General features: G+C 68.0%; 12 protein-coding genes. All 12 read right to left on the bottom strand.

All coding sequences use genetic code 11. The features are described 5' to 3' along the window. Positions 1-173 precede the first annotated feature (173 nt). The 12 genes from ABD466_RS05935 to ABD466_RS05880 all read right to left on the bottom strand — a co-directional run bounded on the left by ABD466_RS05935 (position 174) and on the right by ABD466_RS05880 (position 13487). Complete coding sequence (locus tag ABD466_RS05935) at positions 174-680, bottom strand: SigE family RNA polymerase sigma factor (RefSeq protein WP_344655905.1); 507 nt, start codon at positions 678-680, stop codon at positions 174-176. Positions 681-711: 31 nt separating this feature from the next. Then, a complete protein-coding gene (locus ABD466_RS05930) occupies positions 712-1695 on the bottom strand; it encodes a hypothetical protein (RefSeq protein ID WP_344655904.1) in 984 nt (327 codons plus the stop codon). Positions 1696-1859: 164 nt separating this feature from the next. Next, positions 1860-2642 (bottom strand): NAD-dependent epimerase/dehydratase family protein, encoded by a 783-nt coding sequence (locus tag ABD466_RS05925; protein ID WP_344655903.1) that lies wholly within the window; start codon positions 2640-2642, stop codon positions 1860-1862. Further along, positions 2639-4039, bottom strand: coding sequence for a glycoside hydrolase family 28 protein (locus ABD466_RS05920; RefSeq protein WP_344655902.1), 1401 nt, complete (start codon positions 4037-4039; stop codon positions 2639-2641). Before ABD466_RS05920 ends, ABD466_RS05925 begins: the two co-directional genes overlap by 4 nt. 21 nt (positions 4040-4060) lie before the next feature. Further along, positions 4061-4897: an ABC transporter permease gene (locus ABD466_RS05915; RefSeq protein WP_344655901.1), complete on the bottom strand. Its 837-nt coding sequence runs from the start codon at positions 4895-4897 to the stop codon at positions 4061-4063. 41 nt (positions 4898-4938) lie between these two features. Beyond that, entirely contained in the window at positions 4939-5841 is a 903-nt protein-coding gene (locus ABD466_RS05910) for an ABC transporter permease (RefSeq protein ID WP_344655900.1), read from the bottom strand. Further along, positions 5838-7019, bottom strand: coding sequence for an ABC transporter ATP-binding protein (locus ABD466_RS05905; RefSeq protein WP_344655899.1), 1182 nt, complete (start codon positions 7017-7019; stop codon positions 5838-5840). The genes ABD466_RS05910 and ABD466_RS05905 overlap by 4 nt, the downstream gene beginning before the upstream one ends. A gap of 2 nt (positions 7020-7021) precedes the next feature. Beyond that, the gene (locus ABD466_RS05900) at positions 7022-8254 is read right to left on the bottom strand and encodes an extracellular solute-binding protein (protein WP_344655898.1); all 1233 of its coding nucleotides are present in this window, start codon (positions 8252-8254) and stop codon (positions 7022-7024) included. A gap of 142 nt (positions 8255-8396) precedes the next feature. Next, positions 8397-10154 (bottom strand): L-arabinonate dehydratase, encoded by a 1758-nt coding sequence (gene araD, locus ABD466_RS05895; protein ID WP_344655897.1) that lies wholly within the window; start codon positions 10152-10154, stop codon positions 8397-8399. Beyond that, on the bottom strand, positions 10151-11092 hold the full coding sequence (locus ABD466_RS05890; protein WP_344655896.1) for a dihydrodipicolinate synthase family protein: 942 nt from the start codon (positions 11090-11092) through the stop codon (positions 10151-10153). Before ABD466_RS05890 ends, araD begins: the two co-directional genes overlap by 4 nt. A gap of 84 nt (positions 11093-11176) precedes the next feature. Further along, on the bottom strand, positions 11177-11842 hold the full coding sequence (locus ABD466_RS05885) for a GntR family transcriptional regulator (RefSeq protein ID WP_344655895.1): 666 nt from the start codon (positions 11840-11842) through the stop codon (positions 11177-11179). 181 nt (positions 11843-12023) lie between these two features. Further along, positions 12024-13487, bottom strand: a complete 1464-nt coding sequence (locus ABD466_RS05880; RefSeq protein WP_344655894.1) for a glycoside hydrolase family 28 protein — start codon at positions 13485-13487, stop codon at positions 12024-12026. Between the last annotated feature and the right edge of the window lie 282 nt (positions 13488-13769).

Below are 13769 nucleotides of genomic sequence, written 5' to 3'. Positions count from 1 at the left end.
GGACTCCTGATGGGGATTCGATTGCGCGCCGGGAAGCGGCAGGGCCGAACGCTGCCGTTCTTCGTGGGGGTGTTCGGTCGGCTGCTTCCACTTCGCATTCGGCGTTCGGTGAACGCTCGTTACTTGTCAGTGGTCTGAGAGCGCCGAAAGGTTGCTCAACGATGACAAAATTCTCAAATACTCAGCATATGGACGAGCTGGGCGGCGCCTCGCGCGGTCTGGCTCTTCACGGTTCCGACCGAGATGCCGAGAGCATCCGCGGTCTCGGCCTCGGACAGACCGTAGCCGTAGCGCAGAAGAACGCAGGTCCGGCGGCCGTGCGGCATTCGGCGCAGCGCGTCCCGCACATCCAGGACAGCATCGACATCGCCACCGTCGAACTCTTCGAATGCATCTGGACCGGCGAAACCGACGGATGTCAGACAGCGCCGCTCCCGCAGCAAACGGCGCAGCCGATTGCGCGCGAGAACCGCCACCATGCCGCTCGCGTAGGCCAGCGGGTTGTCGGCTGCTTCAACCCGGTCCCAGTGCTGCCACACCTGGAGAAGCGCTTCGGCGGCGAGGTCGTCGGCTGCGTCCGGCTCGCCGGTGAGTCTGCGTGCCAAACGGGCAAGGTGGGTGTGGTGGGCGGCGAAGAATTCTTGGAAGGCCTGGGCCGTGCTCGGTTCGGGGAGCGTCATCGGGTCCGTCCTTCCTGGTGGCCGCCATGGGTCAGGGCATGAGGCTTCTGAGAACCCTCCGCATCCGGCCGAGGTCCTGATCCGAGGCCAAGCCGGCGTGGTAGAGGCTCAGTTCTCTCGCGCCCGCCGCAAGCGCCGCGTCGATGGTGTCGGCGACTTCGGTCGCGGAGAGGATGCGGACGTTCGCGATGACGCGGGCTGTGGACTTCGCGGCCGCCACGACGGCTTCGGGCGGGACGACGAGGCCGTCCACGAAATCCACCGTCGTGGCGTCCACGCCGACGTTGGCTCCCGTGCGATAGGGCAGCGGGTCGGCGTGCAGGCGAATGGTGAATCCGGGCTCTGTCGCCTGCCGCACAGCTGCGACAGTTTCGCGCTGCAGTCGTAGCGCCGCACTCGACCGGAATCGCAGCGTCGCCTCGGCAACGTCAGCACCGAGCAGTTCGCGCACCGCATCCCAGTCGTCGCCGTCGCCGCCCGCACCACGCCAGATGGGCTCCAGTGCGTTCCGTACCGTTTCGGCCAATCGGTCAGGCTCCAGCCCGACCTCGCGATAGCCCTGGCGGCAGTGGTCGCAGAAGCACAGCGACATCAGGTACTGGCCGGCATCGCGGAATGGCACGCCACCGGTCTTGTCATGGGCGTGAAGGTGCGCGTAGCCGTACCAGCCACAGGATTCGATGTCGATGCCGGACACCCCCGGGCGGGCTGCCGCTTCGGCAGCCAACTCGGCGGCGTAGCGGCGGACCCGCGGATTGGCGATGCACAGCGCCCAGCCATAGGTGTCGCCGTATGCGTTGCGCACCGCGCAGCCCGGGAACGCCGTAGCCAGCCGGGAGTTGTGGGCCAGCACTACCCATGCGCGGACATCGAGGCCGGCGTGTGCCAGCTGTGCAGCGGCTTCATCAAAAGCGTCCTCGGCACCGCACCAGCGCTGCCGGGCCGGCCGAAGCTCCAGTCCGAACCACCGTTCCGGATCCGGACGGTAGTAGACGGCGGAGTGCTCGGCGCGCACGATGCGATGCGATGGATGCCGAGGGGTCACCGCGGTTGTGGCGTGATAGGCCGCCGCCAGCGTCACGGATCCGGCCCCGAGACCACGCACTCGCTCAGGAGCAGCGGGATCACCGATGACGTCCCAGGGATAGAGGAACGCACTGACCGGAACTGCTGTCACCGCTACCACGACCCCAACGCGGCCCGACCGCCGACATAGCGGCGGTCCGGATCGTCTTCGGACAGCGGCGCGCGATCGGAGAGAACTTCCTTGGCGAAGTCCTCGGCGTCGTCCTCGGGCCGATAGCCCAAGGCGATCGCCGGAGCCAGGTCCCACCAGGCGCGAGTGTTCGCCGAGATGCCGTACAGCACCTGGAAGCCGAACGACGGCGCGCGCAGCAGCGCGTCGATCAAGCGCACCGAGTCGTTCGGGCTCAGCCACGTGGCCAGGCTTCGCTCCCCCGGAGGCCGGTCGAAGCAGCTTCCGATGCGTACCGCCGCCACGTCCATGGCATATCGGTCCGCATAGAAGGAGCCAAGCGCTTCGCCGAAGACCTTCGTGACGCCGTAGAGCGAATCAGGGCGCGGTCTGACCGCGGTGGTCAGCTGCGCACCGCTTTCGTGGAAGCCGACGGCATGGTTGCTGCTGGCGTAGACGACCCGATGCACACCGGCCTGCCGTGCTGCTTCGAAGACCTGGTACGTGCCCTCGATGTTCGCCTGTCGCAGATCTGCGAAGGGTGCCTCGGTGGGGATGCCGGCCAGGTGCACGACCGCCTCGACGTCGACCATGGCCTTCGACAGCACCTCGGCATCGGCGACGTCGCCGATCGACCACGGCAGGCCGTCGTGCTCCGCGGGCCCGGCCAGGTCGAGGCAGCGCAGGTGCCAGCCGAGCGGGGGCAGACCGGATCGCAGATAACCGCCGATCCGGCCGGCCGCGCCGGTGATGAGAACAGAAGTCACTGCGGCACTCCGTCGATCACCACGTCGGAAAGTTGCAGTTCGCTGACGTTCGTCGCGACGTTCGCGGTGGTGAGCGGTCCGGTGATGGTGATGTCGCTCAGCCGGACGGTGCCGACCGGGTCGGTCGGGTAGCCGGCGATGTTCCAGCCCTGGGTCGCGGAGGCGACCGTCCAGTGGCTCAGATTGATGTCGGTGACCACCGGCGGATACGAGCCGGTGTTCCCCTCGCCGTAGTTGAAATCGATCAGCAGCAGCGGCCCGCCGATCGCGCTGACGCTCACCCGGTAGACGTGGCTGTTCTCGATGAAGCCGCCGCGCACCGAGTTGGTCTTGAGCCGGTGTCCCGATTGCAGTCCGGCGGAGGTCATCGTCAGGTCGCGCGCATAGACGTCGCGCACCCCGCCGGTCATCTCGCTGCCGATGGTGATGCCGCCGTGCCCGTTGGCGAAGGTGCAGTGCTGGATGACGACGTTCTGGCACGGCGTGTTCAGGCGGCGCCCGTCGGTGTTGCGGCCGGACTTGAGCGCGATGCAGTCGTCGCCGACGTCGAACGAGACTTCCTCGATGACCACGCCGTCGCAGGATTCCGGGTCGCAGCCGTCGGTGTTGGGCCCGGTGGAGTCGACGGTGACTCCTCGGACGACGACGTCCCGGCACAGCGTCGGATGCAGGTGCCAGAACGGCGAGTTCCGCAGCGTCACGCCCTCGATCAGGACGCGCTCGCAGTCGTAGGGTTCGAAGAAGGTCGGCCGGAAGTGGTACTTGGTGCCGTCACGCTGCTCGACTGGCAGGCCGGCGTTCACCGTCGCCTCGAAGACGGGGAAGTCGGCGTCGCCGAGTTTCTTCCAGGCCCACCAGTTCGCGACCGAGGCCTGGCCGTCCAACACCCCGGAGCCCGTGACCGCGATGTCGTGCTCGCCGTAGGCATAGATCAGGGGCGAGTAGTTCATCAGCTCGATGCCCTGCCATCGGCTGTATACGGTCGGCAGGTAGGCGTGCGGGTCGGTGCTGAACAGCAGGGTGGCCCCGGCCGACACGTGGAGTTCGGTGCGTGATTTGAGATGAATCGGGCCGGTGGCCCAGGTCCCGGCCGGGATCACGACACGGCCGCCGCCGCGTGAGCTGACCTCCTGGACGGCGGCGGCTATGGCGGCACTGTTGTCGGTGACGCCGTCGCCGACCGCGCCGAAACGGGTGATCGGGAAGTCGCGCCGCGGGATCCGGGGCAGCTTGACGCGGTCGATGATGCGGTCTGCGGCGCGGTCCGCCTCATGGTCCGGTGAGCTGGAGTCGCCGGCGGAGGCCGAGGCCGCGTCACCGAATGTGCCGGTCAGAGCGACCGCGCCCGCGACGACCAGCGTGGAGCGCATGAAGTCCCGCCGGGGAATGCCTGACATCTGAGGGTTCTGCCTCTCGTGCTAGTCCGAGGATCGGGCGACGAGCTGAGTGGGGTTGACGAACCGCAGTGCGATGAGCAGGAGCACAGCCATGGAACCGGTGTAGATCACGGCCATGGCATCGATGGACTGCGTGGTGCGGATGCCGGCGGAGTTGACTGCCGAGAAGAGGGTCACCACCAGCGTCTGGCTGGTCGGCCCGGAGGTGAGGAACGTCAGCTCGAACATGCCGAAGGTCCGGACCAGCACCAGGATCCCGGCGGCCAGCATCCCGGGCAGCAGCAGCGGTCCCAGAATCCTGACCAGGACCGTCGGCGTCTTCGCTCCGAAGACCCGGGCGGCGGCCTCGATGCGCGGATCGATCTGCTCGATGAACGGCGTCATGGTGAACACCACGAACGGGATCGAGGGCACCAGGTTGGCCAGCACCACGCCGGTCAGCGTCCCGGCCAAGTGCACCTTGTAGAGCACAGTCGCCAGCGGGATGCCGTAGGCGATCGGTGGCACCAGGATCGGCAGCACGAACAGCAGGTTCAGCGCCTTCTTGCCGGGGAAGTCCCGGCGCGCCAGCGTGTAGGCGGCCGGCACGCCGAGCGCCAGCGAGATGGCGACGACCAGCAGAGTGACTTCGACCGTGGTGCCGAGCACCTGCCCGAGGGTGAACTCCTTCCAGGCGTCGGAGTACCAGTGGCTGCTCCATCCGCCCGGTATCCAGGTGTCGAACCACTTCGTGCTGAAGGAGTCCAGGAGCACCGTGACGATGACTCCGGCGAGGTTCAGCAGGAAGAAAGCCAGGATGCCCCAGGTCAGCCAGGTTCCGGGGCGCAAGGCCACGCTGCGGCGGCCTGGTTCTGTCATGGATTCCACGGGCTCTGAGACCGGTGTCATCGTCGACGCGCTCATCCCTTGCCTCCGGTTGCTCCTCGGTAAAGCCGCGACCGGCCGACCGCCAGCATCGCGATCACGATGAGCATCAGGGCGGTCATGATCATGGCGTCGGCGCAGCCCTGGGCGTAGTCGAAGCGCTGCAAGGCGGCCTCGTAGGCCTCGATGGAGATGACGTGCGTGCGGCCGTCGGGGTCGCCGACCATGAGCGCGGAGGGGAATACCGCGAAGGCCATGACGAAGGTCAGGCTGAACGTGGTGAGCAGTCCGGGCAGCAACAGCGGCAGCGTGACGTACCGGAAGCGCTGCCACCAGCCGGCGCCCAGAGTGGCAGCGGCCTTCTCCAGGCTCGGGTGGATACCGGAGAGGTAGGAGTGGGTCAGCAGGTAGGCGAACGGGAAACCGCTGATGATCAGCGAGAGCAGGACACCGGTGTAGTTCATCGTCAGCCGCATCGGCGAGTCGGCCAGGCCCAGCAGGTGCAGGGTGCGGTTGAACCAGCCGGCCGGGCCGAAGAACTCCAGGATGCCCTCGGCGGTCAGGACTGTGCCCAAAGTGATCGGCACGACGAGGACCGCCAGCATGATCCGCTTGCCGCGGAAGTCACGGCGCATGCGGTAGGAGATCGGGATCGAGGCGCCGACGTTGATCAGAGAGGCGGGAATCGCCAGGGAGAAGGTGGCCCAGATCGACTTGCGGGAGAACGGGTCGCTGAAGAACTGGCGGTAGGCGCCGAGGACTCCGCCGGTCTTCGGCTGGAAGGACAGCTGCAGACCGTAAAGGAACGGGTAGCAGAACAGCGCGATGAGGGCGAGGGCACCCGGCAGGACCAACAGCAGTGTGCGGTCCACGCCGCGCTCGGCCAAGCGATGCCGCAGAGCGGCGCGCGTCGGGGCGGTGGTGACAACGGCGGTCATGGAACGTCCGCCTCTGCTTGCGCTTCCGCAGCGTCGGCTTCCGCTTGCAGTTGCGCGACCTGCGCCGCCCCGGCCCGGAACACCAGAGCCCGATCGGCATCGACGGCGACCGACAGCACGTCGCCGGGCCGAACCGCTTGCGAGGCTTTAAGATGCAGCCGCTGTCCCCCGCGAGTCGCCGCCTCCACGTGCAGGACCCGGCCGTGGTACTCGACGATCTCCGCGACCGCCTCGCAGATCCCCGTCTCGCCTTCGGCAGCAATTCGAAGATCCTCAGGCCGGATGGCCACCAAGACCTGCTCACCGTCGCGGAACGAATCGGCGTCGACCGGCGTCCCGACCACCCGTAGCCCGCTGCCCTCGGCACGCACCCCCGCCGCGTCGGCCGAGGTGACCGTCAGCGGCAGCAGGTTGCGATACCCCATGAACGCCGCCACGTGCGCATCGGCGGGATGCTCGTACAACTCGGCCGGCGTGCCGATCTGGCTGACCCGGCCGTCGTGCAGCACCACCAGCCGGTCGGCCAGCGACAGCGCCTCCTCCTGGTCGTGCGTGACGTAGACGGTCGTCAGCCCGAAGTCCTGGTGGATGCGCCGGATCTCGCCGCGCATGGTCAGGCGCAGCGCCGCGTCCAGGTTGGAGAGCGGCTCGTCCATCAGCACCAGCGGCGGTTCGGTCACGATGGCGCGGGCGATCGCGACGCGCTGCTGCTGGCCGCCGGACAACTGTGCCGGGTGTTTGGCGGCGTGCTCGGTCAGCTGGACCAGCCTCAGTACCTCGCCCACGCGTCGTTCGATCTCTGCTTTGGCCACGCCGCGCATCTTCAGACCGAACGCGACGTTCGCCCGGACGGTGAGGTGCGGGAACAGCGCGTAGTTCTGGAACACCATGCCGAACCCGCGCTTCTCCGGTGACAGGGTGTCCACGCGGCGGCCGTCCAGCTCGATCGAGCCGGCGGTCAGCGGCAGCAGGCCGGCCAGGCAGTTCAGCGCCGTGGTCTTGCCGCAGCCCGACGGTCCGAGCAGCGCGATGAACTCCCCGCCGGTGATCTCCAAGTCCAGCGGGTGCAGGGCGGTGTGCGCGCCGTAGGCTCGGGAGACGCCGCGCAGACTCAGTCGGCCGAGCTGCGAGGCGGGACGGCGTCCGGCAGAAGGTCCAGAAGGGGGTGCCTCAGTCATCGTCACTTCGCCGCACCTATCTTCTTGTCCCACAGGTCGAATGCGGTCACCTGGGCCGCGGCCGGCAGCGAGTTCTTGATCCGGGCGCCGGCGATCCACTGATCGATGCGGGGATCGCCGAACTTCTGGATCGCCTGCTGCGAGGCGGCCGGCGCCTTGTCCGGAGTCACGCCCTTCACCGCCGGACCCGGGTAGAAATAGCAGTTGTCGAACGTGGCGGCCTGCTGATCGGGGGTGAGGGCGAAGGCCAGCAGCCGCATCACCGCGATCAGCTCGTCCTGCGAGAGCCCCTTGGGAATCACGCCGTACTGCGCGTCGCTGACCCAGGTCAGGTTGTCGAACGCGGCGACCTTGATTCCGGCCGGAACCGTGCCCAGCACTCGCGGGTTGATGTACCAGCCGGCGGTGGAGGCGATCATCGACACGGTGCCCTGGGCGATGTTGGTCATGGTCGCTGAGGTTTTCGACGGGTACGGCGCCGTGTACTTGCCGAGCTGGGTCAGGAAGTCCCAGGTCTTGGCCCACCCGTTGGTCGGGTCGGTGGGGTCGCTGTCGCCGAGCAGATACGGCAGGCCCATCAGGAAGGTGCGGCCGGGGCCGGAGTTGCGCGGCTGTGCGTACTGGAACTTGCCGGGGTTGGCCTTGGCCCAGTCCAGCAGCGCCTGCGGGCTGTTCGGCGGGGTCGCGACCTTGGCCGGGTCGTACTCCAGCAGCGGTCCCGAGGGGGTCCAGACCAGCTCGATGCCTTGGTCCTGGGCCAGCGTCGCCATGGACGCCGCCCCCGGCTGATAGTTCGCCATCAGGTTCGGGAAGAAGGTGTCGTAGTACGGCTTCAGCGGCTGCCACAGGTTCTTCTGGATGCCGGCGGCCAGGCCGTCGGTGCCGGTGAGCACCAGCTGGATCTGCACATTCCCGGCCTGCTGCTGCGCCTGGACCTTCGGCGCCAGCTCCGGCGCGGTGCCGGTGCTCGTGGTGATGTTCGCGACGATCTCGGGATGCTGGCTCTTGAAGGCGTCCAGGATCGGCTTGACCAGTTGCAGGGTGCCCGCGACGTCCAGGATGTTCAGGGTCACCGGCTTGCTCGGGGCGGTCGCGGCCAGCGAAGTCGGTGCGGCCTTGGTGCTGGTGCTGCTGCCGGGCGCGCCGCACGCGGACAAGATCGGGACGGCGGCCGTGCCGGCCGCGATGGAGCGGAGCACAGCGCGCCGAGAGACGGTTTCCTTGCGCACGGACATAGGGGTGTCCTTCGCTTGATGAGTGTGTGAGAAGCCGGCGCCGCTGTAGGCGGCGCGGCGGTGATGCCGCTGACGCGGGTGGTGCTACCTACCTGGTGCAGAACTGATGTGATCTGGCGTGTTCGTGCTGGTCGGTATCGGATCAGCGCGGATCCGGCGCCGGATTCGCGCCGGGCCGGGCGAGGAAGTCGAAGTCGCAGCCCTGATCGGCCTGCGTGATGTGCTCGGCGTACAGGGAGCCGTAGCCGCGCTCGAACCGGGGCTCCGGCGGCTGCCATTGCGCACGGCGGCGTTCGAGCTCGGCGTCGTCGACCTCCAGGCGCAAGATGCGCTTGGGGACGTCGAGGGTGATCAGGTCGCCGGTGCGCACCAGGGCCAGCGGGCCGCCGGCGTGGGACTCCGGGGCGACGTGCAGCACACAGGTGCCGTAGCTGGTCCCGCTCATCCGGGCGTCGGAGATCCGGACCAGGTCCTTGACCCCCTTCTTCAGCAGGTAGGCGGGAATGGGGAGCATGCCGTACTCCGGCATCCCGGGTCCGCCGAGGGGGCCGGCGCCGCGCAGCACCAACACGGTGTCCTCGGTGATGCCGAACGACGGATCGTCGATCCCCGCCTGCAATTCCGGGTAGGAATCGAAGACGACGGCCGGACCGGTGTGGACGAGCAGCCGGGGATCGGCCGCCAGATGCTTGATCACAGCGCCGTCCGGTGCCAGGTTCCCCCGCAGGACCGCCACCCCGCCGTGCTCGGCGACCGGGTCCTGCGGGCTCCGGATCACGGTGTCGTCGTAGGTGGCCGCCTCGGAGTACGAGGCGCCGAACGACTTGCCCGATACCGTCGGCCGGTCCGGATGCAGGGCCCCGTGTACCTCGGCGAGCTGGAGGAACAGGGCCCGCAGGCCCCCGGCGTAGTAGAAGTCCTCCATCAGGAACCTGCCGACCGGCCGGACGTCGGCCAGCACCGGGACCCGCTCCCCGATCGCGTCGAAGTCGTCCAGGGACAGCTCCACACCGACCCGGCCGGCCATCGCGATCAGGTGGATCAGGGCATTGGTGGAGCCGCTGAGCGCGAGCACCGTGGCCGCCGCGTCCTCGAACGCCTCACGCGTCATCACCTTCGACGGCGTCAGCTGCTCGCGGACGATCCCGACCGCCCGCATCCCGGCGGCCGCGGCCATCCGGTGATGCGCCGAGTCGACGGCCGGGATCGACGACGAACCAGGCAGTGCCATGCCCAGGGCCTCGGCGGCCGCGGTCATCGTGGAGGCCGTCCCCATCGTCATGCAGTGCCCCGGCGAGCGCGCCAGCCCGCCTTCCACTTCTGACATCTCGCAGTCGCCGATCCGGCCCGCGCGGTACTCGTCGTAGTAGCCGAACAGGTCGGTACCGCTGCCGAGCGTCCTGCCACGGTAGTGACCGCGCAGCATCGGCCCGGCCGGGACGAAGAGGGCTGGAAGGTTCGCGCTCGCGGCACCCATGAGCAATGCCGGCGTGGTCTTGTCACAGCCGCCCATCAACACCGCGCCGTCCACCGGATAGGAGCGCAGCAGCTCCTCTGCCTCCATCGCCAGCAGGTTCCGGTAGAGCATGGGCGTCGGTTTCTGGAACGTCTCCGACAGCGTCGAGACCGGGAATTCCAGCGGGAACCCGCCGGCTTCCCACACACCCCGCTTCACCTCTTGCGCGCGCTCGCGCAGGTGCATGTGGCAGGGATTGATGTCGGACCACGTGTTCAGGATCGCGATGACAGGCTTGCCCAGGTGCTCCTCGGGCAGATAGCCGAGCTGCCGGACCCGGGAGCGATGGCTGAAAGCCCGTAGTCCCCCGCCGGTGGCACCGCTGCCGAACCAAGCCGCGCTGCGAAGCTCGACCGTGTTCCCGTTCTCGGTGTCAGTGCTCACAGCCACCCCCCTTCCCGCCACTGGTCCAGCACTACGGCGATGCGGTCACGCAACGGCCCCGGCAACACGCGGGATGGAGGACGCACTTCGCGGCCGACCAGTCCGAGCTGCGCGAGAGCCTCCTTCACCACGCTGACGTTGTCCGCGCTGGCGTCGGCCGCGCGCAGCTGCTCGAACTCGCGCACTGTCTCCCACAGCAGCATCGCTTTGGCGAAGTCGCCGCCGCGCAACGCCTCCAGCAGCGCCGCCGAGAGCCGGGGGGCGACGTTGACCAGGCCCGAAGTGAAGCCGGTCGCGCCGACCGCCCAATAGCCCGGGGCGGACAGCTCGGCGAGCCCCGCGATCCAAGCCAGGGAATCCAGCCCGGCATCGCGTGCCACGGATGCGAACCGCACAGGGTCGGGAATCGCGTATTTGACGCCGATCACGTTCAGACTGTGTCCGGCCAGCGTGGCTATGTGCTCCCCGGTCACCCGCTCGTCACGGATGTACAGAATGACCCCGAGGTCGGGGACGGCGTCGGCGATCGCGCGGTGGTACTCGATCCAGCCCTCGGCGGAGCGGTACGGGTGCACCGGCTGGTGCACCATCAAGGCGCTGGCACCGGCGCCGGCCGCGTGCTTGGCGGCCTCCACGGCGCTGGCCATGTCCAGGCCCACGCCCGCGACGACCTCGGCCCGGCCGGCCACGGCCTCGACCGTGGACTCCACCGCCCGCCGCTTCTCGGACTCGCTGAGCGTGTAGAACTCGCCGGTGTTGCCGTTGGGAGTCACTGCTTCGACGCCGTCCTCGACCAGGCGGCGGATCAAGGCGGCATGGCCGTCCCAGTCGACGGTGCCGTCGGGGGCGAACGGGGTGACCGGGATCGCGACCACCGTCGCCAGTCGAGCCCGTAGGTCCACCCACGGAGGCGTGGCGGCATCCGATACAGCGGTCATGGGTTTACGGCTCCGTTTCGTGGGTCGTCAGGTATATCGCCTTGCTTCCTCGCCCCGGACCGTCGTGATCCGGTGGGAGGCGTTCTACGCTTCGACTTCGGGGAAGTTGCGCGCCACGAAGGAGGCGATGTGGTTGCGCATCAGATCTCTGACCTCTTCGGTGGCGCCCTGCTCGGCCGCTGTGAGGATCGCCTGGTGCTCGGCCGCCTCACGCTTCCAGGACGGCCGCTGGGCCCACGCGGCGGCGGAGACCAGCGCCGTCTGGTCGCGCAGGTCGTCGAGCGTCCGCACCAGCAGTGGGTTGCCGCACGCGAGATACATCTCCCGATGGAACACCCGGTTCGCGAGCGACCGTTCGGCCGCGTCCGCCGCCGTGGCCGCCGTGTCCAGGGCTCGGCGGGCCGCTGACCAGTCCCGGTGACCGGCGACGGCCCGCATGGCTGCGACCGGCTCCAGCAGCAGTCGCATGTCATATATGGACCGCGCGTGTGCGCGGTCGATTTCCCGGACCGACGCGCCCTTGTACGTGCTCATGACGATCAGCCCGGTGCCGGCCAAGGTCTTGAACGCCTCGCGGACCGGCGTCTTGGACACCCCGAGTCGTGCCGCGAGCTCGGTCTCGACCAGCGCTTGGCCCGGCTTCAACTCACCGGTCAGGATCGCATGCTTGATCGCCTCCAACACCGCCTCGCTGCGGGACGGCAAGGCTCCGGGACGTGATCGCCCGGCGGACAGGAGGACATCGGACACGAGGACTCCCAAGAGACTGGAACGAAGATCTCATATATGAGATGTGACGCGAGCGTAGAGCGTGGACCGCAGTGAGTCAATGCTGTTACGCGCCGATCAAGGTCTGGTGTCAACGTCGCTGGACGACACCGGCGGGTTGCGCGAGAGCCCGGGACTTCGCGCAACCCGCCGCGGGTTTCGGCTACAGGTTCGGGTAGGCGGGGAACGAGCAGGAGGGGACGCTGCCGCTGGTCACCGGGGAGCTGAGCTTGGTGAGCTTCACACCGGTGCCGGAGGCGGGCGACAGGTTCGAGTTGTATACGCCGACGTTGGCGTACGCGGCGGTGTAGGCGGTCTGGTCGAGGTTGACGTACTGCAGGGTCAGACCGGTGATGTGCGAGGAGTCGTAACCCTCGACGATCGACTGGGCTCCGGAGACCGAGTTCACGGCCGTCAGCCCGTTCACCAGGATGTTGCTGAACTCCGGGATGCTGGAGCCGCTGCCGGAGGAGTAGCGCGGGTTCAGCTCGATCAGGTGTGAGACGCCGGTCTCGCAGGTGTTGATGTATGTGATCGTCGACACGGTGCCGCCCTTGCCCGGGTAGCTCTTGATCCGCAGCCCGTTGTTGAGCGTGCTGACGTTGCCGGCGCTGTCCGTGCCCTGCACGGTGTTGTTCTCGACGAGCACGTTGCTCACACCCGCGTTGGTCTCGCTGCCGATGGAGATGCCATGGGTGCCGTAGAAGTGGTTGTTGGTGATGGTGACGTTCGAGACCGCACCGCTGCCGCCCTTGATGGCGATGCCGTCGTCACCGTCTTGGATGTAGGAGTTCGTGATGGTGATGTTGGTGGAGGCGTCGGGGTCGATGCCGTCGGTGTTGCGGGCGGTCGCCGGGGTCTTGATGCGCACGCCCCAGGCGGTGAAGCCGTTGCCCTTCTTGTAGGTGACGTGGAAGAACGCGCCGTTGGTCAGGTTGATGTCGTAGAGCGTGGCGTTGTTCGCGGCGGAGAAATAGATCAGCCGGGGGTTGTTCTCCTTCTTGCCCTGGAGGTCGGCGTTGTGGGCGAGCTGCCACCATGACGTGCTCGTGCCCCACATGGTCTGGCCGCCGCGCCCGTCGATCGTGCCCTGGCTGCCGGAGGAGTTGCGAACGCCCTCTACGCCGGCGTTTGCACCGGTGATCTTGATGAAGGGGTTGCAGCCGTTGTCGCTGCTGGCGATCGTGCCGCACACGTCGGAGGAACTGGACTGGTACTGCTTGGCGACGCGGGTGGCGTAGAGCGTCGTGCCGGCGTCGACCACGAGGTACACGCCGGCCGGGACGGTCAGCGGCGCAGACAGGAAAGCGTTGTTGCCACCGCTGGAGGTCAGCAGGACGGACTTGCCGGTGCCCTTGCACGCGTTGAGCGCGTTCTGGATGCGGGAGGTGTCCGGCGGGTTGGCCTCGGCAGTGCTGGAGAACTGCTCGTTGCTGGTCGCCAGGGTGGCGCTCAGCGGCTGGCAGACGCCGGGGAGCGTCGGCTGGTGGACCGAGCGGCTGTCGCCGGTGGCCACGCTGCCGGCATCGGCGTCGACGCTTGTCAGGCTGCTGATCGCCAGGGCCGCGGCGGCGATGACGCCGGTCCGGGAGGCGAGCGGACGGAACGGTGGGGTGATCTTTCGCATGAACCCTGTCCTCGAGATAGATGGACTGTCACATGCGCGGCCGTCACCCTCATGCGGACCGCGTAACGGCGTTGCTACCTACCGTTGCGACGGGAGAGTACATGCCGCTCGAGGCGTTGGCTAGCTCTGATTCACCGGGGACGACGATCCGCAAGTCATCGTGAACGGCACATGATGTACGTTTCACGACCGTGCGCAGGCCCGGAGACCTGCGGGCCTGCTCCTTCGTGACCTGGCGCATCAAGAGCGTTGACGGCATGTCATGTGACAGGTACGTTCCAC

The organism is Catenulispora subtropica (assembly GCF_039531675.1).
Taxonomy (GTDB): domain Bacteria; phylum Actinomycetota; class Actinomycetes; order Streptomycetales; family Catenulisporaceae; genus Catenulispora; species Catenulispora subtropica.
This window is presented reverse-complemented; position numbering and strand designations above follow the sequence as displayed.